General features: G+C 71.9%; 29 protein-coding genes. 17 read left to right on the top strand and 12 right to left on the bottom strand.

Going from position 1 to position 22,540, the window contains the following annotated elements; genetic code table 11:
- Positions 1–1,175: erythromycin esterase family protein (locus AB0H87_RS18040; protein WP_360146243.1), on the bottom strand; the 1,175-nt coding region annotated here is incomplete at its 3' end.
- Between the two features lie 58 nt (positions 1,176–1,233).
- Between AB0H87_RS18040 and AB0H87_RS18035 the strand changes: the two genes are divergently transcribed.
- Complete coding sequence (locus tag AB0H87_RS18035; protein WP_360146240.1) at positions 1,234–1,947, top strand: TioE family transcriptional regulator; 714 nt, start codon at positions 1,234–1,236, stop codon at positions 1,945–1,947.
- 12 nt (positions 1,948–1,959) lie between these two features.
- On the opposite strand, the gene AB0H87_RS18030 is transcribed toward AB0H87_RS18035, so the two are convergent.
- Both AB0H87_RS18030 and AB0H87_RS18025 read right to left on the bottom strand, forming a co-directional pair.
- The gene (locus AB0H87_RS18030; RefSeq protein WP_360146237.1) at positions 1,960–2,424 is read right to left on the bottom strand and encodes a DUF402 domain-containing protein; all 465 of its coding nucleotides are present in this window, start codon (positions 2,422–2,424) and stop codon (positions 1,960–1,962) included.
- Positions 2,421–2,624: a hypothetical protein gene (locus tag AB0H87_RS18025; RefSeq protein ID WP_360146234.1), complete on the bottom strand. Its 204-nt coding sequence runs from the start codon at positions 2,622–2,624 to the stop codon at positions 2,421–2,423. Before AB0H87_RS18025 ends, AB0H87_RS18030 begins: the two co-directional genes overlap by 4 nt.
- A 176-nt stretch (positions 2,625–2,800) precedes the next feature.
- Here AB0H87_RS18025 and AB0H87_RS18020 point away from each other — a divergent pair, with 176 nt between their 5' ends.
- Positions 2,801–3,697, top strand: a complete 897-nt coding sequence (locus AB0H87_RS18020) for a LysR family transcriptional regulator (RefSeq protein ID WP_360146231.1) — start codon at positions 2,801–2,803, stop codon at positions 3,695–3,697.
- A 41-nt stretch (positions 3,698–3,738) separates the two neighbouring features.
- Positions 3,739–4,737 carry a nucleoside hydrolase gene (locus tag AB0H87_RS18015; protein WP_360146228.1) on the top strand — a complete coding sequence of 333 codons (999 nt, stop codon included), beginning with the start codon at positions 3,739–3,741 and terminating at the stop codon, positions 4,735–4,737.
- Here the strand turns inward: AB0H87_RS18015 and AB0H87_RS18010 are convergent.
- The 3 genes from AB0H87_RS18010 to AB0H87_RS18000 all read right to left on the bottom strand — a co-directional run bounded on the left by AB0H87_RS18010 (position 4,643) and on the right by AB0H87_RS18000 (position 8,055).
- Positions 4,643–6,127: a carboxylesterase family protein gene (locus AB0H87_RS18010; RefSeq protein WP_360146225.1), complete on the bottom strand. Its 1,485-nt coding sequence runs from the start codon at positions 6,125–6,127 to the stop codon at positions 4,643–4,645. The genes AB0H87_RS18015 and AB0H87_RS18010 overlap by 95 nt on opposite strands.
- A gap of 66 nt (positions 6,128–6,193) precedes the next feature.
- Positions 6,194–7,078 (bottom strand): fructosamine kinase family protein, encoded by an 885-nt coding sequence (locus tag AB0H87_RS18005; RefSeq protein WP_360146222.1) that lies wholly within the window; start codon positions 7,076–7,078, stop codon positions 6,194–6,196.
- Positions 7,075–8,055, bottom strand: coding sequence for a WYL domain-containing protein (locus tag AB0H87_RS18000; RefSeq protein ID WP_360146219.1), 981 nt, complete (start codon positions 8,053–8,055; stop codon positions 7,075–7,077). Before AB0H87_RS18000 ends, AB0H87_RS18005 begins: the two co-directional genes overlap by 4 nt.
- A gap of 89 nt (positions 8,056–8,144) precedes the next feature.
- On the opposite strand from AB0H87_RS18000, the gene AB0H87_RS17995 reads away from it, so the two are divergent.
- From AB0H87_RS17995 to AB0H87_RS17980, 4 genes are all read left to right on the top strand, one after another.
- Positions 8,145–8,540 (top strand): RidA family protein, encoded by a 396-nt coding sequence (locus AB0H87_RS17995; protein WP_360146217.1) that lies wholly within the window; start codon positions 8,145–8,147, stop codon positions 8,538–8,540.
- A gap of 98 nt (positions 8,541–8,638) precedes the next feature.
- Positions 8,639–9,154 (top strand): hypothetical protein, encoded by a 516-nt coding sequence (locus AB0H87_RS17990; protein ID WP_360146215.1) that lies wholly within the window; start codon positions 8,639–8,641, stop codon positions 9,152–9,154.
- A gap of 63 nt (positions 9,155–9,217) precedes the next feature.
- Complete coding sequence (locus tag AB0H87_RS17985; RefSeq protein WP_360146212.1) at positions 9,218–9,802, top strand: TetR/AcrR family transcriptional regulator; 585 nt, start codon at positions 9,218–9,220, stop codon at positions 9,800–9,802.
- A gap of 59 nt (positions 9,803–9,861) precedes the next feature.
- Positions 9,862–10,722: an alpha/beta hydrolase gene (locus AB0H87_RS17980; protein WP_360146209.1), complete on the top strand. Its 861-nt coding sequence runs from the start codon at positions 9,862–9,864 to the stop codon at positions 10,720–10,722.
- A gap of 9 nt (positions 10,723–10,731) precedes the next feature.
- Here AB0H87_RS17980 and AB0H87_RS17975 read toward each other — a convergent pair whose 3' ends face one another.
- Positions 10,732–11,175 carry a hypothetical protein gene (locus AB0H87_RS17975; RefSeq protein WP_360146206.1) on the bottom strand — a complete coding sequence of 148 codons (444 nt, stop codon included), beginning with the start codon at positions 11,173–11,175 and terminating at the stop codon, positions 10,732–10,734.
- Between the two features lie 115 nt (positions 11,176–11,290).
- Between AB0H87_RS17975 and AB0H87_RS17970 the strand changes: the two genes are divergently transcribed.
- From AB0H87_RS17970 to AB0H87_RS17955, 4 genes are all read left to right on the top strand, one after another.
- The gene (locus AB0H87_RS17970) at positions 11,291–11,845 is read left to right on the top strand and encodes a DUF6529 family protein (protein WP_360146203.1); all 555 of its coding nucleotides are present in this window, start codon (positions 11,291–11,293) and stop codon (positions 11,843–11,845) included.
- 233 nt (positions 11,846–12,078) lie between these two features.
- Complete coding sequence (locus tag AB0H87_RS17965) at positions 12,079–12,807, top strand: hypothetical protein (protein ID WP_360146200.1); 729 nt, start codon at positions 12,079–12,081, stop codon at positions 12,805–12,807.
- A 52-nt stretch (positions 12,808–12,859) separates the two neighbouring features.
- Positions 12,860–13,423: a helix-turn-helix domain-containing protein gene (locus AB0H87_RS17960; RefSeq protein WP_360146197.1), complete on the top strand. Its 564-nt coding sequence runs from the start codon at positions 12,860–12,862 to the stop codon at positions 13,421–13,423.
- Positions 13,410–14,213 carry an SRPBCC domain-containing protein gene (locus tag AB0H87_RS17955; protein WP_360146194.1) on the top strand — a complete coding sequence of 268 codons (804 nt, stop codon included), beginning with the start codon at positions 13,410–13,412 and terminating at the stop codon, positions 14,211–14,213. The genes AB0H87_RS17960 and AB0H87_RS17955 overlap by 14 nt, the downstream gene beginning before the upstream one ends.
- A gap of 122 nt (positions 14,214–14,335) precedes the next feature.
- On the opposite strand, the gene AB0H87_RS17950 is transcribed toward AB0H87_RS17955, so the two are convergent.
- Positions 14,336–14,926 carry a helix-turn-helix domain-containing protein gene (locus tag AB0H87_RS17950; RefSeq protein ID WP_360146191.1) on the bottom strand — a complete coding sequence of 197 codons (591 nt, stop codon included), beginning with the start codon at positions 14,924–14,926 and terminating at the stop codon, positions 14,336–14,338.
- Between the two features lie 56 nt (positions 14,927–14,982).
- Here AB0H87_RS17950 and AB0H87_RS17945 point away from each other — a divergent pair, with 56 nt between their 5' ends.
- A complete protein-coding gene (locus tag AB0H87_RS17945; RefSeq protein WP_360146188.1) occupies positions 14,983–15,330 on the top strand; it encodes a cytoplasmic protein in 348 nt (115 codons plus the stop codon).
- Positions 15,331–15,343: 13 nt separating this feature from the next.
- Here the strand turns inward: AB0H87_RS17945 and AB0H87_RS17940 are convergent, their stop codons facing one another.
- Both AB0H87_RS17940 and AB0H87_RS17935 read right to left on the bottom strand, forming a co-directional pair.
- Positions 15,344–15,793 (bottom strand): VOC family protein, encoded by a 450-nt coding sequence (locus AB0H87_RS17940; RefSeq protein WP_360146185.1) that lies wholly within the window; start codon positions 15,791–15,793, stop codon positions 15,344–15,346.
- A gap of 101 nt (positions 15,794–15,894) precedes the next feature.
- The gene (locus tag AB0H87_RS17935; RefSeq protein ID WP_360146182.1) at positions 15,895–16,665 is read right to left on the bottom strand and encodes a Stf0 family sulfotransferase; all 771 of its coding nucleotides are present in this window, start codon (positions 16,663–16,665) and stop codon (positions 15,895–15,897) included.
- 151 nt (positions 16,666–16,816) lie between these two features.
- On the opposite strand from AB0H87_RS17935, the gene AB0H87_RS17930 reads away from it, so the two are divergent.
- Together AB0H87_RS17930 and AB0H87_RS17925 are read left to right on the top strand one after the other, a co-directional pair.
- Complete coding sequence (locus AB0H87_RS17930) at positions 16,817–19,480, top strand: glycosyl hydrolase (protein ID WP_360146179.1); 2,664 nt, start codon at positions 16,817–16,819, stop codon at positions 19,478–19,480.
- A 42-nt stretch (positions 19,481–19,522) separates the two neighbouring features.
- Entirely contained in the window at positions 19,523–19,774 is a 252-nt protein-coding gene (locus AB0H87_RS17925) for a hypothetical protein (protein ID WP_360146176.1), read from the top strand.
- Positions 19,775–19,870: 96 nt separating this feature from the next.
- Here the strand turns inward: AB0H87_RS17925 and AB0H87_RS17920 are convergent, their stop codons facing one another.
- Together AB0H87_RS17920 and AB0H87_RS17915 are read right to left on the bottom strand one after the other, a co-directional pair.
- Positions 19,871–20,314 (bottom strand): MerR family transcriptional regulator, encoded by a 444-nt coding sequence (locus AB0H87_RS17920; RefSeq protein ID WP_360146249.1) that lies wholly within the window; start codon positions 20,312–20,314, stop codon positions 19,871–19,873.
- Entirely contained in the window at positions 20,314–20,637 is a 324-nt protein-coding gene (locus AB0H87_RS17915; protein WP_360146173.1) for a hypothetical protein, read from the bottom strand. The genes AB0H87_RS17920 and AB0H87_RS17915 overlap by 1 nt, the downstream gene beginning before the upstream one ends.
- A gap of 169 nt (positions 20,638–20,806) precedes the next feature.
- Here AB0H87_RS17915 and AB0H87_RS17910 point away from each other — a divergent pair, with 169 nt between their 5' ends.
- The 3 genes from AB0H87_RS17910 to AB0H87_RS17900 form a co-directional block, all read left to right on the top strand.
- Entirely contained in the window at positions 20,807–21,973 is a 1,167-nt protein-coding gene (locus AB0H87_RS17910) for a glycoside hydrolase family 3 N-terminal domain-containing protein (protein ID WP_360146170.1), read from the top strand.
- A 106-nt stretch (positions 21,974–22,079) separates the two neighbouring features.
- Positions 22,080–22,235 (top strand): RCC1 domain-containing protein, encoded by a 156-nt coding sequence (locus tag AB0H87_RS17905; protein ID WP_360146246.1) that lies wholly within the window; start codon positions 22,080–22,082, stop codon positions 22,233–22,235.
- Between the two features lie 38 nt (positions 22,236–22,273).
- A partial coding sequence (locus AB0H87_RS17900) for a phosphotransferase (protein WP_360146167.1) occupies positions 22,274–22,540 on the top strand: 267 nt, incomplete at its 3' end.

Below are 22,540 nucleotides of genomic sequence, written 5' to 3'. Positions count from 1 at the left end.
GTAGAGAGCGGTGACGTGCGCGGGCACTCCCCAGCGGGCGGCCTGGTCGAACCGCGCCCGGTACGGCCCGACGGCATCCTCAGCCTCGGGTGGCTCGCCAGTTGGGCCGGGTCCAGCGGGGCGTAGCCGAACCAGGGTGACACGCGGGGCGTGGGCGGCGGGTCGCCGAGGAGGTCCGCGGGGCGGACGACGAGCGGATCCTTTTCCAGCGCGTACAACCGGCCCTCGATCGTGTCCGGGGGTGGGATGTCCACGCCGTGCCCGTGCAGGGTGCCGAGGGCGGTGGCCAGGACCGCGTACTCCCTGCCCAGCCTGGTGGCGACGATCGCGCCGGCGCTCCACCACTCGACCTGGCGCCCGCCCATCCGCATGCTGCTCCTCTCCCGCTGGAGATGGCCGTTGTGCGCGTGCACCAGGGCCGGGCCCCGCTCGGCGATCGCGAGCAGGTTGGCGGCCATCATCGACGCCCGGATGGTCAGCAGCCAGGCCATCCGGCTCGGCGACGGGTCGGCCATCCAGTGGTGGTAGCGCAGCAGTCCGACGGCGGTCCGGCCGTGCACGTGGTGTGGCTCGGTTTCCAACAGCACGTTGAGGTCGTCGGCGAGCAGGCGCAGCTCGCGGGCCTCGGGCGTGCGCCCCACGGACTGCGACGGGTCCAGCATCGCGGCCGGGTTGGTCCAGCGCTCGTCGGCGCCGAGCAGGGTGTCGAGCCGGTCGGCGGTGCAGGGCAGCAGGTCGGCGTCGACCCGCTCGGCGAGGTGGGCGTGGAGCCCGAGCAGCGCCGCGCGCGGGCTCGCGGCGTGGGTGATCTCCAGCGGGCCGTCGAAACCGGCGAAGCGCACCTGGTCATCCGCGGGTCGGCCGGCGTTGTGGGCGCGCATCCAGCGCACGAGCTCACGGTTGCCCGGGAAAGCGCCCCACTCGTGGCTGAAGCCGCGCGCCATGGCCTCGTCGAGCGTGCCGGCGCCCGAGGTGACGTAGTCGTCGACGACCAGGCCGCGCAGGCAGTCGCTCTCGAGGGCGATCGTCCGGTAGCCCTCCTGCTCGACGAGCTGCCGGAAGAGGTCGTTGCGGAGGCTGAGGAGGGCGTCGGGGCCGTGGGTGGGCTCGCCCAGGGCGAGGAGTCGGGGCTTCGCGGGGAGCAGGCTCAGCACGGTGGCGGCGTCGATCGTCACCCCTTCAACGCTATCGTTGAACTACCGTTTGAACCTTTTTCCTGCTGCAGAGCCTGAGATGCCATCAAACCTTCAAGACGGTGTACGGCTGCGGCCGGTCGATCTGGCCCGCGGGCACGGTTTGTCGACGCAGGCGGTGCGCAACTACGAGGCGGCCGGGATCCTGCCGGGTGCCGCGCGCACGCCCCACGGTTACCGGACCTACACCGCGGCGCACGCGCTGGCGCTGCGGGCGTTCCGCGCGCTCGTCCCCGGCCACGGCCACCGGACGGCCACCTTGATCATGCAGAACGTCAACGGGGGTACGACCGAGGAAGCGCTGCGGCTCGTCGACGAGAGCCACGCCCAGGTGCTCGAGGACCGGCGCACCCTGCGGGCGGTCGAGGCGGCGCTGCGCGACCTGGGACCCGTGGCGGCGGAACGCGGCGACACGTTCGTCGGCCCGCTGGCGCGGCGGCTCGGCATCCGCGCGGCCACCCTGCGCAAGTGGGAACGCGCCGGCGTCGTCGCACCGCGCCGCGACCCGCGGACGGGCTACCGGGTCTACGGCGCGGCCGACGTACGCGACGCCCAACTGGTCCACCAGCTCAGGCGGGGCGGCTACCTGCTGGAGCAGATCGCACCGCTGATCGCCCAGGTCCGCGCGGCCGGCGGCGTCGCACCCCTCGAGTCGACGCTGCGCGACTGGCACGCCCGCCTGTCGTCCCGCAGCCGAGCCATGCTCGCGGGCGCGGCCGCCCTGGACGCCTACCTCGCGAGCCGGGAGCTGTAGGGGCCCGCCCGGTCAGGGTTGGAAGTAGTCAGTTCCCCAGCAGGTCGCGTCCGCCGGCAGCTCCCACCAGTGCGGCATGGACGTCGGCGGCCAGGCCGCGTCCGGCTGGAAGTCCAGCCACCGGCCGTCGAAGGGCGGGGCGCCGGCGCGGGCCAGGGCCAGCAGCCGTTCGCCCTCGGCCCGGACCGCGACGGCCTCGGCCTCGTCCCAGAACGCCGGCTCGCCCGTGTATTCGGCGAACGCGTCCTCGTCCTTCCACGACCACCTGCCGTCCGGGTAGACGAGCAGGTCGAGCTCCTGGTCGTAGACGTCGACCCCGCCGGCCCACCGGGTGATCGGGCGCTCCAGGTTGACGTACCAGTGGCTGAACCCGGCGCCGGCCGGCCAGCCCCACCAGATCGAGTGGGCCGCGCCGGGCGGCATCAGCATCAGGGTCCGGTACGGCTGCCAGGTGCTCAGGGTCAGCATCGTCGTCATCCGCAGCGAGGTGAGCTCGACAGCTGCCGTGTCGGTCGGCCGGCGCCGTCGACCCGGCGCATGACCTGTGAGCCCGCCTCGACCCACAGCGCCAACCCGTGCTCGTCGTCGCTGACGACCCGCCCGCACAGCACCGAGCCGACCCGGCCGTCCGGGTACAGGTGCCGGCGTACGATCGTCTGCCCGCGCTCGAAGATCATTCGAGCACGGTACCTAGAGACCGTTGCGGGTGAAGGTCACGTGGGTGACGCCGCTCGGCGAGGAGATCGACTCGGCCCATCCGCTTGCAGCTCCGATCTTGCCGGACGTACCTTTCACCTCGCCTTCGTCCAGGTGGGTGCGCCGGACACGGAACGGAGAGGGGCGTGCACGCGGGGTGGAGCTCCGGGACATCGAGATTTTCCTGACGCTGGCGGAAGAACTGCATTTCGGCCGGACCGCCGAGCGGCTGCGTGTCTCGCAGGCCCGGGTGAGCCAGGTGATCAAGGCGCAGGAGCGGCGCATCGGCGGCGCCCTGTTCGAGCGGACCAGCCGCGTCGTGACGCTTACCCCGCTCGGGGTGCAGCTGCGCGACGACCTGCGGGTGGGATACGACGCGATCCGCGGCGGCGTGGCGCGGGCGACCGAGTCCGCGCGCGGTGTCACCGGGACCGTGCGCGTGGGTGTCCTGGGCGCGGTCGGGCACGAGATCCGCGACGTGATCGAGATGTTCTGTCACCGCCACCCGCGATGCGACGTCGTCCAGCCGGAGATCCACATCAGCGATCCGTTCGCCGAGCTCCGCGCCGGCGATGTGGATCTCGCACTGCTCTGGCGACCGATCCGGGAACCTGATCTCACCGCGGGCCCCGTTCTGCTGACCGAGGGACGCCTGCTCGCGGTCTGGGCCGGCCACGAGCTGGCCGACCGGTCGTCCGTGTCGCTGGCCGACTTCGGTGGACGGGTCTTCATCGACCCCGGGCCGCGGGTGCCCGGGTACTGGATGGCGGCCATGCTGCCGACGGCCACCCCCGACGGCGTGCCGGTGCTGCGTGGCCCGCAGGTCAGGACGTTTCACGAGGTGCTGCACGCGCTGTCGAACCACCAGGCGCTGTCACCGCTCTCCGAGCACTACGCCCGCTACTACGCGCACCCCGGCATCGTTCTCCTGCCCGTCGAGGACGCGCCGCGTACGGAGTGGGCCCTGGTGTGGCGGACAGGCGATCTCGCACCGCGGGCGCGGGCGTTCGTCGACGTCGCGACGGCACGCGGTGTGCGCGGCTTCGGCCGTTGACCGGTCGCCGGGAACCACGCGGCCGCTCTATCGTCGACCGGGTGACGCATCCCGTGCTCATCGACTGCGACCCGGGACACGACGACGCGCTGGCCCTGCTGCTGGCGGTGGGCGACCCCCGCTTGCGGGTGCTCGGCGTCACCACCGTCGCCGGCAACCAGACGCTCGACAAGACCACGCGGAACGCCTTGCGGATCCTCGGGCTCGCCGGTGTCGCCGACCTACCGGTCGCGGCCGGGTGCGACCGCCCGCTGGTCGGCGACCTGCGCGTCGCCGGGGACATCCACGGTGCGTCCGGGCTCGACGGGCCTGACCTCGACGGCCCGGTCGCCGAGCCGGCGGACGTGCACGCGGTCGAGCTGATGCGGCGGCTGATCGTGGGGTCCGCCGAGCCGGTCACCCTGGTCGCCCTCGGGCCGCTGACCAACGTCGCGTTGCTGCTGCGCCAGCATCCCGAGGTCGCGCCGCGCGTACACCGGGTGGTCTTCATGGGTGGTTCGACCGAGCGCGGCAACACGACGCCGTACGGCGAGTTCAACATCGTCACCGACCCGGAGGCGGCGGACGTCGTGCTGCGTTCGGGCCTGCCGACCACGATGATCGGGCTGAACGTGACCCACCAGGCCCGTGCGACCGCGGAGATCATCGCGGAGTTCCGCGGGCTGGGCACCCGGCTGGGCGCGGTCTGCGCGGAGCTGATGACGTTCTTCGCGAGCAGCTACCTGCGCGTTTTCGGGTTCCCGGATCCCCCGGTGCACGACCCGATCGCGGTCGCGGCCGTCATCGACGCGTCGATCGTCCGGACGGTGGCGGCGCCGGTCGCGGTCGAGCTGGCGGGCACGCACACCCGCGGTGCGACCGTCGTGGACCTGCACGGCCGCACCGGCGGCGCGGCTGACACGGACGTCGCCGTGGGCCTCGACGTGGACGCCTTCTGGCGCCTCCTCATGGCCGCGGTGCGGCGGCTGGGTGCAACGCCAGCGGCACGAACGAGTGGTCCCGCCAGATCAGTCGGGACCGTTCCTCCGGGTACGGCGTGACCGCCGGCGAGGTGTCGAAGACCTGGGTCAGGCGACGGTTGTCGTAGGGCGGCCAGCCGGGGTCGCCCGTGGTGGCGAACGTCGTCCAGGCGGTGCGCATCCGCTTCGACAGGTCGGTCGCCGCGCGCGTGGGGCGCTCGCCGATCAGCATGGCCGGCTGTCCGCTCGTCAGGTTGCCGAACACGAGCGGCACGTCGAGGCCGTGGCAGGCGCCGAGTGCGCCGCCCATGCCCGGGGCCGGCCAGGTCAGCTCGTAGACGTGCGCCCGGCCGCCGCCCGCGAGCTGGGCCTCGGCCAGGTGGAGGGTGGGCATCCGGAAGAGCCAGTCCTCGTGCACCAGTTCGTACAACTGGTCGGCGCCCGCCTCGGGATAGGCGGCGCGGTAGTCACCGGCGCCGAAGAGCCGCAGGGCCGTCTCCGCCTGGTCGGTCGTCACCTGCCCGAGGTAGCCGGTGAAGACCGTGAACAGGCGATGCTCGTCGCGGGTGTGGCCGGCGAGCAGGTCGACGTCCCGGCCCGCGCCGGCGGTCAGGGCCTGCCAGGGCGTCACCGGCAGAACGTCGCCGTCGACGACGGGGGCGAACAGGATCGAGCGGTGCGCCGGCAGGCCCCAGCGGCCCGCCTGGTCGGCCATCGTGTCGGAGACGGTGTCCGCGGCCAGGACCAGCAACGCGGGGTCCACAGTGGCCAGATCACCGGCGGTGGCACGTGACCCGATCTCGGCCGCGCAGGTGGAGGCGATGTCGGCAGCGAGGTCCGGTGCGAAGAACGTGCCCGGCATGCTCTGGACGACCGCCCGGCGGAACAACCCGGCCGCCCGCGGCATGGCCAGCAGTGCCGCGACCGATCCCCCGCCCGCTGACTGGCCGAAGAGCGTGACCTCGGCGGGGTCGCCGCCGAACGCGGCGATGTTGTCGCGCACCCATTCCAGTGCGGCGACCTGGTCGAGCAGGCCGCGGTTGGCGGGCGCGCCGGCGAGCTGGGCGAAGCCCTCCATGCCGAGGCGGTAGTTGAAGGTCACCACGACCACGCCGCCGTCCCGCGCGAGCCGGGTGCCGTCGAGCTCGGGCTGGCTGGAACCGCCGATCACGTAGGCGCCGCCGTAGATCCAGACCATGACCGGAAGGCGGGCGGCCGGGTCGGGCGCGGGCGACCAGACGTTGACGGTCAACCAGTCGTCGCCGGCGGGACCGAGGCCGAGCGCGTCGGGCTGCGGCGGCGGCGGGCCGTAGGACAGGGCCGGCCGCACGCCTTCCCAGCGGGCCGCGGGCCGCGGTGCGGCGAAGCGGAGCGCGCCGACCGGCGGCTCGGCGTACGGAATGCCGCGGAACACCGCCACGCCGGACTCCAGGCTGCCGCGGACGGCCCCACCTGGCAGGCGAACCTCCATCGTCCCTCCCACGGCCGCGGTGGACGGCGACATCATCGCGTGGGGCCCGACGGGCGCACGAACGATTTACCGGCCGGTGCAGAACGGCGCGAGGGTGGCCCGGATCTGGTCGGCCGCGCCCCAGTCGTCGTCGAACTGGGCCAGAACGGCCAGGTGCTGGCGCAGCTGGACGATCGGCATGCGGGCCGGCCAGTCGCGGTCGAGGGAGGTCAGCTCCGCGTAGACCGCGAAGAACCGGTGCGCCTCGGGCGGTGGTGCGGTGGTCCAGACGTGGGCGAGGTCGACCTCGGCCCACATGTAGGACACCGCCGGGTCGATCAGGGCCGGCTGCCCGTCCGGGGTAGCCAGGACGTTCTGCGCCCACAGGTCGCCGTGGGTCAGGCAGGCGGGCCGGTCCGGCAGCAGTTCGGGGAGCCGTTGGCACAGGCGCTCCAGCGCCGCCCGGTCGGCGGGGTCGAGCGCCGCCTCGACGCGGGGCTCGGGCAGCCAGCGCAGCAGCCGGTGCTGTGCGAAGAACGCGAAGCCGTCGTCGGTCCAGGTGTTGACCTGCCGGCGGCGGCCCAGCCAGTTGTCGCGGTGCCAGCCGAAGCGCGGATGGGTCGTGCTCGTGTGCAGGCGGGCGAGCGCGTGCGCGAACTGCTCCCAGAACGTCTCGCTCCGCGGTCTCGGCCGCAGCATCGACAGCACCAGCAGCTCCCGGTTGGCCAGGATCACCTCGGGTGTCGCCGTGCCACCGAGGTCGCGCAGGGCGGCCAGGCCCTCGGCCTCCGCGGCGAAGGCGTCGCCGTCGGGGGCGTCCGCGAATGCCTTGACGAAGACCGACGGCGCGTCCTGGCGGGTGGCGATGCCGGCGAGTGCCGCCAGCCCGCCCGTCGCCGGCTCCACCGCGACGACGTCGCGCATCCCCGCCCGGTGCAGCCGCTCCAGCAGGAAGGCCGTCGAGCCCGTCACGACGCGCCGGCCGTGGCGTAGCGGGTGGCGATCGCGGTGGCCCGGTCGCGCAGGCGGGCGCGCAACCACTGTGGCTCCAGGGCTTCGGCGTGCGTGCCGAGCTGCCACAGCGCCCATTCGGCGTGCCACGGATCCTGGAAGGTCGCGTCGAGCCGCAGCCAGCCGTCCGGGTCGGTCTCTTCGGTGCGGACGGCCAGCGCCGTGCCCACCAACGCCTCCCGCCGCGCCGCTTGCACGCGGGCCAGCACGGCGACCTGGTCGCCACCGGTGCGGAACCGTGCGCTGCGCTCCTGCCAGGCCCGATCCAGGTCGACCCGGTCCGGTCGCTCCGCCGGCTCGGCGAGCTCCTCGGCGGCCAGGACCCGGGACAGCCGGTAGGTGCGGTCGGCACCGGACCTGGTGGCCAGGAGATAGCCCTGCTCGCGCACGGTGACCAGGCCGATCGGGTCCACCGTGCGCCACTTCGGCGGTTGGCCCGCGGCCGCGTACCGGATGCGCAGCTTGTGTCCGGCGAAGACCGCGCGGCGCACCTCGGCGACGATGGTGTCGGGCACCTCCTCGGTGACCAGCCGCCGCGCGAGCAGGTCGGTCTCCGGGTCGATGAGCAGGCGCTCGACCGCCCCGGCGGCCGTGTCCCGATGGCTTTCGGGCAGCGCGTCGACCACCTTGAGCATGGCCGAGGCCAGCGCCGTGCCTAGACCGAACGCCTGCGCGCCGCGCCGCGAGCCGGCGACCAGCAGGGCGAGCGCCTCGTCGTGGTTGAGCCCGGTGAGCTCGGTCCGGAAACCGGTCAGCAGCGCGAACCCACCGTGCCGGCCGCGCTCGGCGTAGACCGGGACGCCGGCCGCCGACAAGGCCTCGATGTCGCGCAGGACGGTGCGGGTGGACACCTCCAGCTCGCGGGCGAGCGTGGTCGCGGACAGCCGACCACGCTGGCGCAGCAGGAGGACCAGTGACACCAACCGGTCCGCGCGCATCCGGCGACTGTAGCGGAATACACGACACAGGTTGTCGTGATTTCCCGGGAGGCTGATCGCGTATCGACGAGTCGGATGGAGCTGTGGCAATGGAACGAACGGCGGTCAACCCGTGGGCGTGGTCGGTGGAGCTGGGTTACCACCAGGGTGAGGTCGTCTCCGGACACACGCGGACGCTGTACTGCTCGGGGCAGGCCGCGACGGACGGCGACGGCAAGCCCCAACACGCGGGAGACATGGCGGCGCAACTGGCGCTCAGCCTCGACAACCTGGAGGCCGTGCTCGGTGGGGCGGGCATGTCCCTCACGAACGTCGTGCGGCTCACCGTCTACACGACCGACGTCGACGGGCTCTTCCCGCACTACGGCGTGCTGGCGTCCCGGCTGGGCGCGGCCGGGGTGGCTCCGGCCACCACGCTGCTCGGGGTGACCCGGCTGGCGATCCCCGACCTGATGGTCGAGCTCGAGGCGACCGCCGTCGCGTGACGTCGGGTCGGCCGATCTGCGAGGCTACCGTCCACTAGAGACGGTGACATTCACTCTCCCCCTAATTGATCCGACTCGTATTGACGGCCGCTGGTAGCGTGCGGCCCGACATGAGGATCATGGGGGAAACATCAATGCACTGGAACCGGATCGTCCTGACCGGATCGGCCATCGCGGCCGTGCTCGCGCTGTCGGCCTGCGACCCGCAGCCCACGGAGGGATCGGCGGCCCCGCCGGCGCCGGTGGCCTCGAGCGCCGCCCCGGCCGGCACCACGGCCCCGCCCAGCGAACCGGCCATCGACGCGGTCACCGCGAAGGCCTGTGACGACATCAAGAAGGACATCGAGGAGAACGCCGACAAGGTCGCCGAGGCCGAGAAGATCGGTCCCCCGGCAGGGCACATCGCGGTCAGCGCCCAGTGGACCGCCGGGTCGGCCGCCGTCATCGCGCATTCGATCGGCGCGAACGAGACGGTCAGCACCGCCGCCGACAAGGTTCAGGAAGAGATGATGAGCCTGGGCGACGCGTACAACAAGTCCGCCAAGGCCAAGCCCAGCAAGGCGAAGCTGCAAGCCGCCATCAAGGAGCTGAACGCCGCCTGCTCGGCGGCCTGACCGGCGATCGGCTGTGCCTGCCCCTCGGCGGGCACAGCCCCGGTCGCCGGGGAGACTCGTGCCATGACCTATCGGCGTTCGGCCGGGTCGCCGCGGGGTGACGCGCGGCGGCGGGAGCTGCTGGATCTTGTCACCGAGGACCTCGCCGTCAACGGACTGGTCGACTTCTCGCTGCGCCGGGCCGCCAAGGCGGCGGGCACGACGCACAAGGTGCTGCTCTACCACTTCGACAGCGCCGAAGACCTGCTGGAACGGGCGGTCGCGCGGCTGCGCGAACGGCGGATCTCGCGCAGCCTCGGCGCCGCCGCGGAGGAGCCCACGCTCGCCGGCCGCGTCCGTGCCCTGTGGCCCGTGCTGACCAGCGGGGAGTCGTGGGTGCTGGACCAGGCGATCGGCCTGGCGATCTACGACGTCGACCGGCACGGCGGGCTGGCCCGCGGCGGGACCCAGCAGTACCTTCCCGCACTCGTGTCACTCTGCCCCGCGACGTGGTCGCCGGAGCGCAAGACCGAGGTGGCCGCGATGGTCCTCGCGACGCTGCGTGGGTTTCTCATCGACCTGCGTACGAGCGGCGGCGACCCGGTGGGGATCGAAACCGGCTTCGCGGCGTTGTCCCGGGCGCTGGACCGCGAGGAGGCGGCGGGGTAGACGCTTTGCGAACCACGTGGTTCACTTCGGGGTAGGAGCCCTGGAAGGGGGACCAGGACATGGAGACCATCCAGACCTCGGCAGGCCCGATCGCCTACACCGACTCCGGCGGCAGCGGCCCGACCATCGTGTTCCTGCACGGCATGCTGATGGACGGCTCGCTCTGGGACCAGACCGTGGCGGCGCTGGCCGCCGATCACCGCTGCGTCGTTCCCACCCTGCCGATGGGCGCGCACCAGCTGCCCGCGAAGGCCGACGCGGACCTGTCGCTGCCGGGCCTGGCCCGGTTGGTCGAGGAACTGCTGGCGGCGCTCGACCTGCGGGACGTCACGCTGGTCGGCAACGACACCGGCGGCGCGCTGGCTCAGCTCGTGGTGGCGGGCAGCCCCGCCCGGGTGTCCCGGGTGGCGCTCGCGTCGTGCGAGGCCTTCGACAACGTGCCGCCCGGCTTGACCGGCCGCACCCTGGCATACACCGGCATGCTTCCGCCGACCCTGTTCGGCCTGTTCATGTCGCAGATGCGGATCCGCGCGCTCCGCCGGCTGCCGGTCGCGTTCGGCTGGCTGACGAAACGCGGCGACGCGGCCACCGCGCGCTGGGTGCGGCCCGTGCTGCGCGACGCCGCGATCCGCCGCGACGCGACCCGCATGCTCCGCGCGATCCGCGCCGACCGCGACGTGCTGAACCGGCTGGCCGTGCCGCGACTGTCCAGTTTCGCAGGTCCCGCCCTCGTGATCTGGGCCAGCGCCGACCGTGTCATGCCACCGGAACACGGCCGCCGGCTGGCCTCGCTGCTGCCTCAGGGCCGGCTGGTCGAGGTCGACGACACGGCGACGCTGATCCCGCTCGACCAGCCCGACGTCTTCGCGACGACGGTCGCCGATTTCATCCGCGCCGACGAGCTGACCCACCGCGGCTGAACCGGGCTGCTACTCGGGTCGTTCGAACGCTTCCAGTTCGGCCACGCCGAGGCCGATCCGGGCCAGCACGTCGAGAGCTGTCCGGTTCTCCTGCTCGCCGGCGACCTCGGCGAGCCGGCCCGCGGTCGCGCCCAGGCCCACGATGACCTCCGCCGCCTCCACCGCCGCGGGCAGCTCGCCACCGGCGTCGATGGCGTTGATCGCGAAAGCGGCCATCCGCTGGACCACCTCCGAGCGGCCCTCGGCCGTGGCGGCGATGGCGTCCGCGGCACTGCAGTTCTCGCGTTCGCCGACGATGCTGGCCAGCAGGCGGACCAGGTCGAGCATCCCGCCGGCGACGGCGACCGCCTCGTCCGGGCTCATCCTCAGCAGGATCGACAGCGCGTCGCGGTCCTTGCGGAGCCCAGCGGCGACCGCGGCGACGGCTTGGCCCATGGCCTCGACGGGTGTCATCAACCCGGACCTTACGCGGCGTCCGCACCCTGCCGGCTGCCGCCCGAGCCGACCCGCCGCCGATCGCCCGGCCCGGTTCATTCGGGATTGCCGGGATTCGACGGATACTGGCGCGGTGTCCGACCGAGCGGCTCCCCCGTACACGAGGCCATGGCGCATCCTGATCCCGCTGTTGGTGGGTGCGGCGGTCGCGGTCGCGCTCGGCGTGTTCGGCACCGTGCACGAGCCCGCCGGAGAGGTTCCGTGGCAGCGGCCGTTCCCGTCGCTCTACGCGATGAAGGTCTGGCTGAGCCTCGGAGTCCTGCTGCTGGCCGCCGTCCAGCTCGGCACCGCATTGTGGATCTACGGGAAGCTCGGCCTGCCCACCCGCCGCTGGCTGGGCCCCGTACACCGGACCACGGGGTATCTGGCGTTCGTGGTGAGCCTGCCGGTGGCGGCGGCGTGCCTCTGGGCGTTCGGCTTCGAGTCGTACGACGCCCGCGTCCGCACGCACGGCATCCTGGGCGCGATGTTCTACGGCGCGTTCGTGGCCAAGGTCCTCGTGCTGCACAGCAAACGCCTGCCCGGGTGGGCGCTGCCGGCGGTCGCGGGTCTGCTGCTTGCCACCGTGGTGGGCGCCGTCGCCAGCAGCGCGCTCTGGTACGTCGCGAGCTTCGGGCTGCCGAGATAGCCGCGGTGCTCAGCCCGGCGGTATGGCCGCGGTTCCGGCCTCCGCGTCCGGGCCGATGACCTTGCCGACGACCGCGTAGATGCTCAGCACGATGATCGGCCACGCGATCGCCGTCGAAGTAGAGGATGTCGCGGGTCACCGGCGTGCGTCCACACCGGACCCGTCTACCGGCTTCGTGCCGTGGGCCGTGCCGGCACGAGCGTCCCTGCCCGACCGGCCCCAGTCTCGTTGGCATGACCACCAACCCCCGCACCACCGCCCGTGTCGCCACCGTCGCCGCCGCCGTCGTGCTCGGTGGCCTCACCCTCGGCTGCGGCCTCGTGCAGAACGCCGTCGACACCGCGCAGACCCTCGGCGAGTTCTCGGACCGGCTCGGTCGGTCGGCCGAGCTGACCTACACGGCCGAGTACCGGACGGACGACGCGACCGTCACCTTCGTGCAGCGGCCGCCGAACTCGGCCGTTCTCGGCGCGGACGGCCGACTGATCTTCAGCCCCACCGCGATGATCATGTGCGACAAGCGCGAATGCCAGCGCGCTCCCCACGCCGGAGCGGTGGCCGGACCCGACGCCGACCTCGTCGCGGCGGTCGGCGGTGCCGGCTTCCTCACCCCCGAGCTCGCCCTCGGCCTCGTCGCGGCCGCCGCGATCGTGCCCGGCACCGACGTCAGCACCAGCGAGCGCGAGATCGCCGGCCAGGACTCGCTCTGCGCCGACGTCGACGGCATCGAGGACCCGCAGACCGGCGCCCAGCCCGGCGACATGAAGTCGTTCTCCGTCTGCGTGACCGACAGCGGCCTGCTCGCCTCGTTCAGCGGCGAGACGCACGGCGGCGAGCGGACGGCGATCGAGCTGGTTTCCTACTCGGACAAGGTGGACCCCGCGGCCTTCGCCCCGCTGAAGGGCGCCAAGGTCGTCGACGTCACCGACCTCGCCGCGCAGGCGCTGACCGCCGGCGGCTGAATGGCGTACCCCATTGACAAAAAGTTGTTTTACATAAAAGCTTGCTTTCGCTATGAGAGACGTCGTCTACCTCGATCGGATCGAGCAGGCCGAGGCCCTGCTCAAGCCGCAGCGGATCCAGGTGCTGCGGCAACTCGCCGAGCCTCGGTCGTGCACCGAGGTGGCGGCCGAGTTCGGGCAGACCCCGCAGCGGGTCTACTACCACGTGCAGCGCCTGGTGGAGGCCGATCTGGTGCGCCAGGTCGCCGAACGCCGGGTGCGCGGCATCAACGAGGGGATCTACCAGGCCGCGGGCCGGTCCTACTGGCTGTCCCCGAGCCTGGTGGGCCGCATCGGGCTGCGCCAGAGCCGCGACCGGCTCAGCCTGGGCTACCTGGTCGACCTGATGGAGGAGGTCCAGGCCGACGTCGCCGCGCTCGACCTCACCCGGCCGGACCTGCCCTCGATCGGCGTGTCCGGCGACATCCGGGTGCGCCCGGAGCAGCGCAAGGCATTCCTCGACGAACTGCAACAGACGCTGCAGGACCTGTTCACGCGGTACGGCGGCGCCGAGGGCGGCGCGTTCCGCCTGGCCGTCGCCTGCTATCCGAAGGGAGATCCCGATGACCGAGCCTGACCTGCGCCTGAGCGCCGTCGTTCCGGCCACGCCGAAGGTCGTGTACGAGGCCCTGACCGACCCGGCCGCGCTGCGCGTGTGGCTGGCCGAGCACGCCGACGTCGACCTGCCCGGGAAGTACGAGTTCTGGGGCCGCTTCACGCCCGACGGCGCCGAGCCGCACCAGCGCGTGCTGCACGTGGACGAGCGCACCATCCGGTTCGCCTGGACCGTCGAGGGCGTCGAGTCCACGGTGGAGTTCCAGGTGGCGGACGACGAGGACGGCACGCTGGTGACGCTGAGCCAGAGCGACCTGCCGAGCTTCGCGGACGTGCTCGCCGACAAGGCCGGTGCCCGCGGCGCGCTGCAGACGTTCTGGACGCTGTCGATCGCCAACCTGGCCGACTATCTGGCCGGCCGTAAGCTGACGCCCAGGTGCGACTTCACGTCGAGCGAGCTGCGCGCCTCCATGGTGATCGACGCGGCTCCGGACGCGGTGTTCGACTCGATGACCAAGCCGGAGCAGTTCAGCCGGTGGTCGGGCGCCAATGTGGACATCGAACCCTATGTCGGCGGCCGTTTCGCGATGGGTGGCTTCGAGTTCGACCAGAGCGGTGCCGAGTTCGTCGAGTTCGAGCCGGGCCGCAAGGCGACGCTGCGGTTCGCCGACGGCATGATCGACAGCTGGGAGCTCGAGGAGTCGGACGGCAAGACCCGGCTCACCGTGGTGCAGAGCGGGTTCGACCCGACCAACCCGCCGTACCCGGGCTGGGCCGGCTGGCTCAGCGGCCTCGCGGCGATGCGACGTTAACACTAGATCCCGCGGTGGCGGTCGATCTGGCGGCAGATCGAGAGCGCCGGCGTACCCGAGGGGATGTTCAGCACCGACCAGTGAGCGGGCTGCCGCGGAGCCGTCATGCGGCGGCTTCGCGGCTACCGGCCGTCGACAGCGGCGTCCAGGAGCGCGCGAGCGGTGCGTTTGACGGTGTCCGTGGCCTGCTCGCGGGAGTAGCCGGCGATGTCGACCAGCCAGACGAGCGTCTCGAGGCCCGTCGCCGAGCGGATCGCGGTGGCAAGCCGCCCGACGTCGACGTGCGGATGGGTGTCGCGCAGCGGCGCCAGGGCCTCGGCGATCCAGCCGATGGCCCGCCCTCGGCGCAGCACCGGTTGGTCTGTGGCCGGCTCGAGCGACAGCCGCAGCGCGGCACGCAGTTGGGGTTCCCAGGTGAAGTTGTAGCGGGCGAACGCCGTCATGAGCACGTCGAGGCGGGCGCGCGCGTCGGTCGGCGCATCCGGTGGCAGCAGGCTGTCGGGCGAGATCGTGGGTTGGGCGGCGAGCAGCAGGCTGCGCTGGTTGGGGAAGTAGCGGTAGGCGGTGGTCCGGCTGATGCCGGCCCGGTGGGCGGCGTCCTCGACCTTCGGCGTGAGCCCGGCGGCGAGCAGCTCACGGGCGGCGGCGACCAGCGCACCCCGGGTGCGTGACTTCTGTGCCGTTCGCCCGATCGACTCATACGGCATCGCCATACCATCATGGTACCGTAGTCCCATATGGAGGCAGCCCGCACCGGGAGGAGCCCGCGATGGACCCTTACGACCCGACCGTCACCGACCCCGGCCTCTACAAAGTGATCTTCGAGAACGAGCGGGTCCGGGTCCTGGAATACCGCGACGAGCCCGGCGACCACACCCACGTGCACCGTCATCCGGACAGCGTGATGGTCACGCTCAGCGCGTTCCGTCGCCACGTGTCCTCCGGCGGCCGGAGCGTCGAGGTCGACCTGCGGGCCGGCGAGGCGCGGTGGGTGGGCGCGCAGGAACATGCCGGCGAGAACATCGGCACGTCCGCGACGCACAGCATCTTCGTCGAGCTGAAGGAGCCGGCCACCGCCTGCGCCGCCGGCGCTCCACTTGGTCCCAGCGCCGGATAATCGCCGGCGCCACCTACGAGGCAGGCTCGCGGCCGGGCAGGCGGGTGGTGACCTCCTGGAGGGTCCAGCCGTTCCCGTCGGGGTCGGCGAACGAGGCGTAGGAGCCGTAGCTCGTACGGTCGGGATCCGGGCCGGGAATGCGCGTCTCGGGCTGGAAAACGGCGCTCGCACCACCGTGGTAGACCTCGGTGACGTCGACACCGCGCTGAGCCAGCTCCTCGCGGGGGGCGATGATGTCCGGCGTCGCCAGCTCCAGGTGGCGCATCGACCCGGGCGGTGCGGCGGTCGGCACGCCGAACACGATGGACGCGTGCCCGTCGCCGGTCGGCGTAATCTCGACAACGCGTGAGCCCCCGCTGTTGATGTCGATATCGACCCGCCAGCCGAGCTGGTCGCGGTAGAACTGGACGGCTCTGTCCACATCCGACACCGGGATGCTGACGACCTCAAGATTCACGTTCATTGCGCTGCTCCCCCGTCCGTGCGCCATCGCGTTGCGGCTGGGTGGCGCTCGAGTCAAGCGACCGGCGTGTGACCCGCCGTCGCGACCGGACCCGATCCAGCCTAGTCCTCCGCCGCGCCCGTCGTGGCGGCTCGACCGGACCGGGCGCGGTAGCGCAGGACCCAGTCGTGGTTGAGCCGGTCGGCTTGCCGGCGATGACGGGGGACGAAGGTGTGCCCTGGCGGCAGGTCCAGCCCGAGGAAGTCCAGGATTCCGCGGGTGACCCGGGCGAAGTCGGTGGTGAGGTCTTCGTAGCGCACGATGTGCGGTTCGACGTCGAACGTGGCGAACCACCTCCGCCACGCGGCGTTGTGTTCGTCGATCGTCCGGACGAGGGCGTCGATCTGCGCGAAGTCGAAGCGGGGCTCGTGGTCGGGCAACGCGGCGTCGCCGTGCTGCCAGAAGTGGGTCTGTTCAGCGCGCGCCCAGGACACCGCCTGCGCCACCGTGTCCGCACGCCAGCAGTGGACGAAGCGCAGGCGGCCGAAGGCGCGGGTCAGCAGGTCGAGGTCGGCGCCCGTCGACGAATGCGCGGCGCCGAGCTTGGCGACCATCTCGTCCAGCGTTCCCCACATCACCCGGGCGGCGAAGATCCCGTTCGGGGTGCTCCCCTCCACGATCGCCGCGCGTACGAAGTCGCGGTAGTCGAAAGATCCGTGCTCGTCCCGGGGCAGGTGCCAGCGGTCCGCCCACAACTGCTCGCCCGGCAGCCGGAAGTACGACTCCGGCCGACCGGCCACCCCGGTGTCGCGTAGCAGCCCGCACAGCAGCGTGCTTCCGGTCCGCGGCGTACCGCAGATCAGGTATGCGTCGATCCCGTTGCCCGTGGCCATGGCACAGAGTCAACCATCGGACCCTCTACCTGACCCTCGACGTCCCGCCGGTGGCTTCCCCCGGGCTGACGGGTGTCGATACCGTCCACATCGGGTGACCGGCCTCAACGTCGGGGCCGGACGGGGGCTGCCCGCGTGTGGGAGGAACGCGATGACCCTGCTCCTCACCCGACGGCACGCGGGACGACGTGCCATTGTGGCCGGCCTGGTCGCGGTCGGCACGGTTGTCGCCGGCGCCGGCACCGCGCGCGCCGACGACCGTCCGATCAAACCTCCGCGCCCGGTCGCGGGCGTGCACGCCGGCACGGCCGGCTTGAAGACCTTCGCCACCCAGGTCGCGCAGGCCCGCATGGCACCGTACGGCGCTGTCGCGCCGGGCGAGTACTCCGCGGCAGTCGCCGACCTGCGCGGTCTGCCCGGGACGTTGAGCCCGTGGTTGGAGGTCACGGACCAGCCGTACGACGCCGACGATCCGAACTACCGCGATCCGATCTTCAGCAACTCCGGTGGCGGCTGGGGCAACGTCGCCGGCCGGGTCACCGGGCTCACAGCCGGCCGGGGCTTCATGTGGGCCGGCGGCGCCAACGGCGGCGTCTTCCGCAAGAGCCTCACGTCGCGGCGCGCCGACTGGCAACCGATCTCCGAGCGGATCCTGGCGCTGTCCACCGGCGACCTCGTCTACGACACCAAGGCGGACACGCTGTGGTACGCCACGGGCGAGGCGAACACGGGCGGCACCACCTACACCGGGGCCGGCGTCTACCGCTTGCGCAACCCGCGATCGGGCAGCTTCACCGACGCTGACCGGGTCGGCGGCGACGAGCTCGAGTCCCGCAGCATCAACCAACTCAAGTTCGACGGCCGGGGCCTCGTGTACGCGGCCACGACCCGCGGCCTGTGGCGGCACTCGACCGACCCCAGGCGGCATCGCGAGCCGTGGCAGCTCGTGCTCATGCCCAACCCGGCGTCGGACGGCGACATCACCAAGCCGTACGACAACATCGTCAACGACGTGCTCATCCCGCCGGCGGACCGGGGCGCGACGGTGCTCGCCAACGCCGCCTGGCGCTCGGGGGCCGCGTACAACGGCTTCTATCTCTCCACGACCGGCGGCGCTCCCGGCAGCTTCGCCAAGCAGCCACTGACCGGCGACGTCAACAACGCGGACGTCGGCAACGCCGAGTTCGCCGTCTCCGGCGACGGCCGCCGCTTCACGATGGTGCTCGAGCAGCCGTCGACCGTCGGTGTCTCGAGCAACCTGCAGGGCGTGTTCGCCGCCGGCGCGGTGCTCGGCCCGTGGACGAAGATCGCGGACTCCACCGAGCTGGAGAACTCCGGCTCGGCGATCGGCGTCGACCAGAACTATCCGGTCGGGATCCAGGCCTGGTACAACAACTTCATCGAGGTCGACCCCGCACGGCCGGACCACGTCTACGTCGGCCTCGAAGAGGTCTACGAGACCGAGGACGGCGGCGCGACCTGGAAGACGATCGGGCCGTACTGGAATCTCGGCTTCGACTGCTTCGATCCGTCGGTGCCCGACGGCGGCTGCCCGCCCACGACGCACCCCGACCAGCATTCGATCGCGATCCACGACGGCACGGTGCTCATCGGCAACGACGGCGGCGTCTACACCCGGCCGCTCGACCCGGCCCGCAGCGCCGAGGACGCCGCGGGGCACGCCACCGACTGGCGCAACCACAACGCCGGCCTGCGGACCCTGCAGTACTACTCGGCCGGCACCGGCCGCGACCCGGACCGGCGCGGTTACCTCGTCGCCGGTGGTCTGCAGGACAACGGCGGCTCGTTGCTGCGCGCCGGCGCCCGCAAGCAGGTCAGCCCGTTCGGCGGCGACGGCGGTGACGTCATCGTCAACCCGCGCGACGGCTGCCAGATCCTCAACGAGTACACGTTCCTCGTGCTGTGGCTGACCAAGAACTGCGGCGTCAGCCAGGGCCAGCCCGGGTCGATCTTCGACATCACCGTCCCGGACGTCAACGCCCGCTTCACCGCGCCGTTCCGCGTCGTACGCGGGTCGAGGAACATCGGTGACGGGTCGAGCGAGCGCTGGGTCGCCGGTGGCAACACGTTCTGGCGGCACGACTACGGCTTCAGCTACACCGCGCAACAGGCGACCGCGGACGCGGACAACGGGTGGAAGCCGGAGTACACACTGGACGCTGACGGGTTGCGGCTGATCGTCGGGATGGACGCCGTCGCCGACCCGGGCGCGCCCGCCGATCCGGGCCGGGACACCTACATCGCGTCCTGGTGCGGCCAGTCCAACTGCAACAGCGCGGGGTTCACCCGCGGTGTCGCCACGAACTACGGCGGGACGTGGACCGAGCTGGACATGGCCGGCCTGCCCAACCGCTTCCCGAACAACGTCATCTTCGACCCGTCCGACCGTACCAACTCGACGATCTTCCTGATCTTCAACGGGTTCAACCGGAGGTTCATCGAGGGGCCGGGCGCGGGGGTCAAGCACGTCTACCGCGGCAAGCTGACCAAGACCGCGACGGGCGTGTCCGTGGCGTGGACCGACCTGTCCGTCGGCTTCCCCGACGTGCCCGCGACCGACGTCGTGGTCGTCGGCAACAGGCTCGTCGTCGGCACCGACCTCGGCGTGCTCGTGGCCGACCGGCGCGCGAACCCGGACACCATCAAGTGGCGACGGGTCGGCCCGCGGCCCGGCGAGACCCGCTTCTCGCTGCCGCTGACGACCGCGTTCGACCTGCATGTCAGCGGGGACGGCTTCCTCTATGCCGCGACCCACGGCCGTGGCATCTGGAAGACGCCGCTGCTGTTGCTGTGACCCGTGGCTTCCGAGCGGTGTCGTTGTAGCGTCGAAGGCGTCATGCGAGTGACGCCTTCGACGTTCGACGGAGACCGTGCCGGCGACCTGGTCCGCGGCGCACGGACCCTGCGCGGCGTCGTCGAACGCGACGGTCCGTGGGTGGTGCTGCGGGTCGGCGGTCAGCGGTGGGCGCTGCTCGGGGACCGGGCCGGCTCGCTCCCGGTGGACGTGCCTGTCGAGGTCCGCGGCACCCTGGCCACGCCGCCGCCGGGGTGCCCCGCCGAGCGGGCGCTCACGGTCACCCGCGGGTGATCGGTTCAGCCGCGTCGGCGGTGCGGCCACCACACGGCCAGCGCGGCGACGGCCAATGCGGGTGCGGCCGGGCTTTGGGATCCTGCGCCGGTGCGGTCATCGGGCGGCTCCACCGGGGTCGGCGAGGTCGGCGAGGTCGGCGAACGGCATTGGGCAGGCGGGACAGGTGCAGTTGGTCAGGCTGTCGCACTGGGCGGCGACGACCTCCTCGAGTCGGCCACGGATCGCGTGGAGGTCGCTGATCTTCTGGTCGACCTCGGCGAGCTTCGCCCTGGCCCGCGCTTGCAGATCCGGTGTCGAGTGGCGGCGGCGCCCGGTGGCCAGCAGCTCGGCGACCTCGTCGAGGGTGAACCCGAGCCGCTGCGCCGCTTTGATGATCGCCAGCAGGGTGACGGTCTCCGGCGGGTAGGTCCGGTGCCCGCCAAGGCTGCGCGCGGGTTCGGCGAGCAGTCCGCGACGTTCGTAGTACCGCAGCGTCTCGATGTTCACGCCCGCCCGTTCGGCGACCTCGCCGGTCCGCAGACCACCGCGGCCGGCCATCACGCGGCCAGTCCGGCCAGACCGTCAAGGACGTCGGTGTAGTTGGCCGGCACCTCGACGTCGAGGGTCACCACCTCGGTCGCCTGCTCGCGGTCGCCCGTCACGGTGAACGTGAAGAAGTCGCAGCAGCCGTTCTCCCGCTCGGCAAGGTCGCGCACCGTCGCTTCGAGACCGGGTGGGCCCGCCATCTCGAACCGCACGTGCCTGGGATCGATCCGGTCGACGGACCGCACCGCGCCGGCGAACAGGGACTCGAACTCCGCCACGCGCAGCGGCTGCTCCGCTGTCGGCAGGGAGCAGGAATCCGGGACGACGAACGACATGCTGAGCTCCGATCCATCGGTACGGTGGCTGGTTGGCCCCGACACCATCAACGCTAAACCCGTACCTAGGTACAGAATGCAAGTGCGATCGCCCACCGTGGACCACCAAAGCGGCAGAGCCCATCGATATGCCCGGTTTGGCCCGGAGATCGGCCGTAGCGTAGATCGGGTGAAAGATGCATCCGTGACCCGGCGGCGGCTGCTCACGGGCGTCGGCTCGGCCGTGGTGGCGGGTCTTGCGGGCTGCGGTGCGAGCACTGCCCAGACGCCACCGCGGCAGCCGACGAGTCCGACGGCCGCACCCCGCATCTCCGACGAGGCTGCCCTCCGACGCAAGATCGCCAGCTTGCTCGTGGTCGGTTTTCGCGGCGAGACGGTCGACAACAACGACTGGATCGTGAAGGCGATCCGGAACGGCCTCGGCGGTGTCATCCTCTTCGACCGGGAGATATCGACCGACGCTCCCCGCAACATCACCTCCCCGGCCCAGGTCACCACGCTCGTGAAGAGCTTGCGAGACGCCTCGCCCGGGCGGCTCATCGTGTCGATCGACCAGGAGGGCGGCCAGGTCGCCCGCCTCAACCCGAGCAACGGCTTCCCCGCGACACAGTCGGAAGCTGAGATCGGGGCCCAGAACTCGCCGCCCGTGACCCGGGCCTGGGCTCAGCAGATCGTCAACAGCCTCACGTCGATCGGCGCCAACCTCAACTACGCGCCGGTCGTCGACCTGGACCTGAACCCGAACAATCCCGCGATCGGCCAACTCGGCCGCAGCTTCTCCGCCAACGTCGACGTCGTCGTCACGAACGCGACCGAGGAGATCCAGGTCCACCGGGCCGCCCGCGTCAAGACGTCGCTCAAGCACTTCCCCGGCCTCGGCACGGCGACCGCCAACACGGACTTCGACGTCGTCGACGTCACCAACACCTGGCAGCCCAAGGAACTCGAGCCGTTCCAACAGCTGATCCGCAACGGCAGCGCCGACTCCGTGCTGGTCGCCCACCTGCTCAACAAGAAACTCGACCCGAGCCGCCCGGCGTCGCTGTCACGGGCGATCGTCACGGACCTGCTCCGCGGCCAGCTGGGCTGGAAGGGCCCGGTCGTCAGCGACGACATGCAGGCCGCCGCGATCACGAGGCAGTTCGGCGGGGACCAGGCCGTCGCGCTGGGCCTGGAGGCCGGCCTCGACCTGCTCGTCTTCGCCAACCAGCAGGTGTACGACCCGAACATCGTCGACGAGACCCTCGACAACGTCGTGAACCTCGTCCGCACCGGACGCGTCACCGAGGCCCAGATCGACCAGTCGGTGGCGCGCGTCAACACCCTCCGCCCCTGACGAAAGGGCAGCCGAGCGGTCTCGCCGTGGTGCTTGTGGGAGCTTTGATCGCTCTGCCGGCGCCGCCGGTTACGACGCCAGGAGCGAGGACGGCCACCGCCTCGCGATCACGCGCGGCCGCGTACTGGCGTGGGGCGAGAACGACCGGGGTCAGCTCGGCGTCGGGGGATTCGAGCCGAGCAACCAGGCCGAGGCGCTTACGACCGGCCTCCACCCGACCCACTCGATCTCGGGCGGCCTCGAGTTCAGCCTGGCTTGCTGACCACACCGATCAGGGCCGACGCCCGTAAGGTGTGGCCAATGGGGTGGGACGCGCTCGGGTGGTGGGGTGAGGACGTCGCTCGGATCGAACCGCTGACCGGCGGCGTCGCCAACGACGTGTGGAGTGTCCGCCTCGACGGGCGCCTCGCGGTCGGTCGACTCGGTTCCCGCAGCGACGCCGATCTCGCGTGGGAGACCGGGCTCCTCCAACACCTCGACCGTGCGGGTCTGACCGTGCCGGTGCCGATCCCGACCACGGACGGCCGGTTGTTCGTCGACGGTCTCGTGGTGATGACGTACGTGGAG

The organism is Asanoa sp. NPDC050611 (assembly GCF_040654855.1).
Taxonomy (GTDB): domain Bacteria; phylum Actinomycetota; class Actinomycetes; order Mycobacteriales; family Micromonosporaceae; genus Asanoa.
The sequence above is the reverse complement of the archived record's forward strand: the minus strand, read 5'-3'. Positions and strand labels throughout refer to the sequence as shown.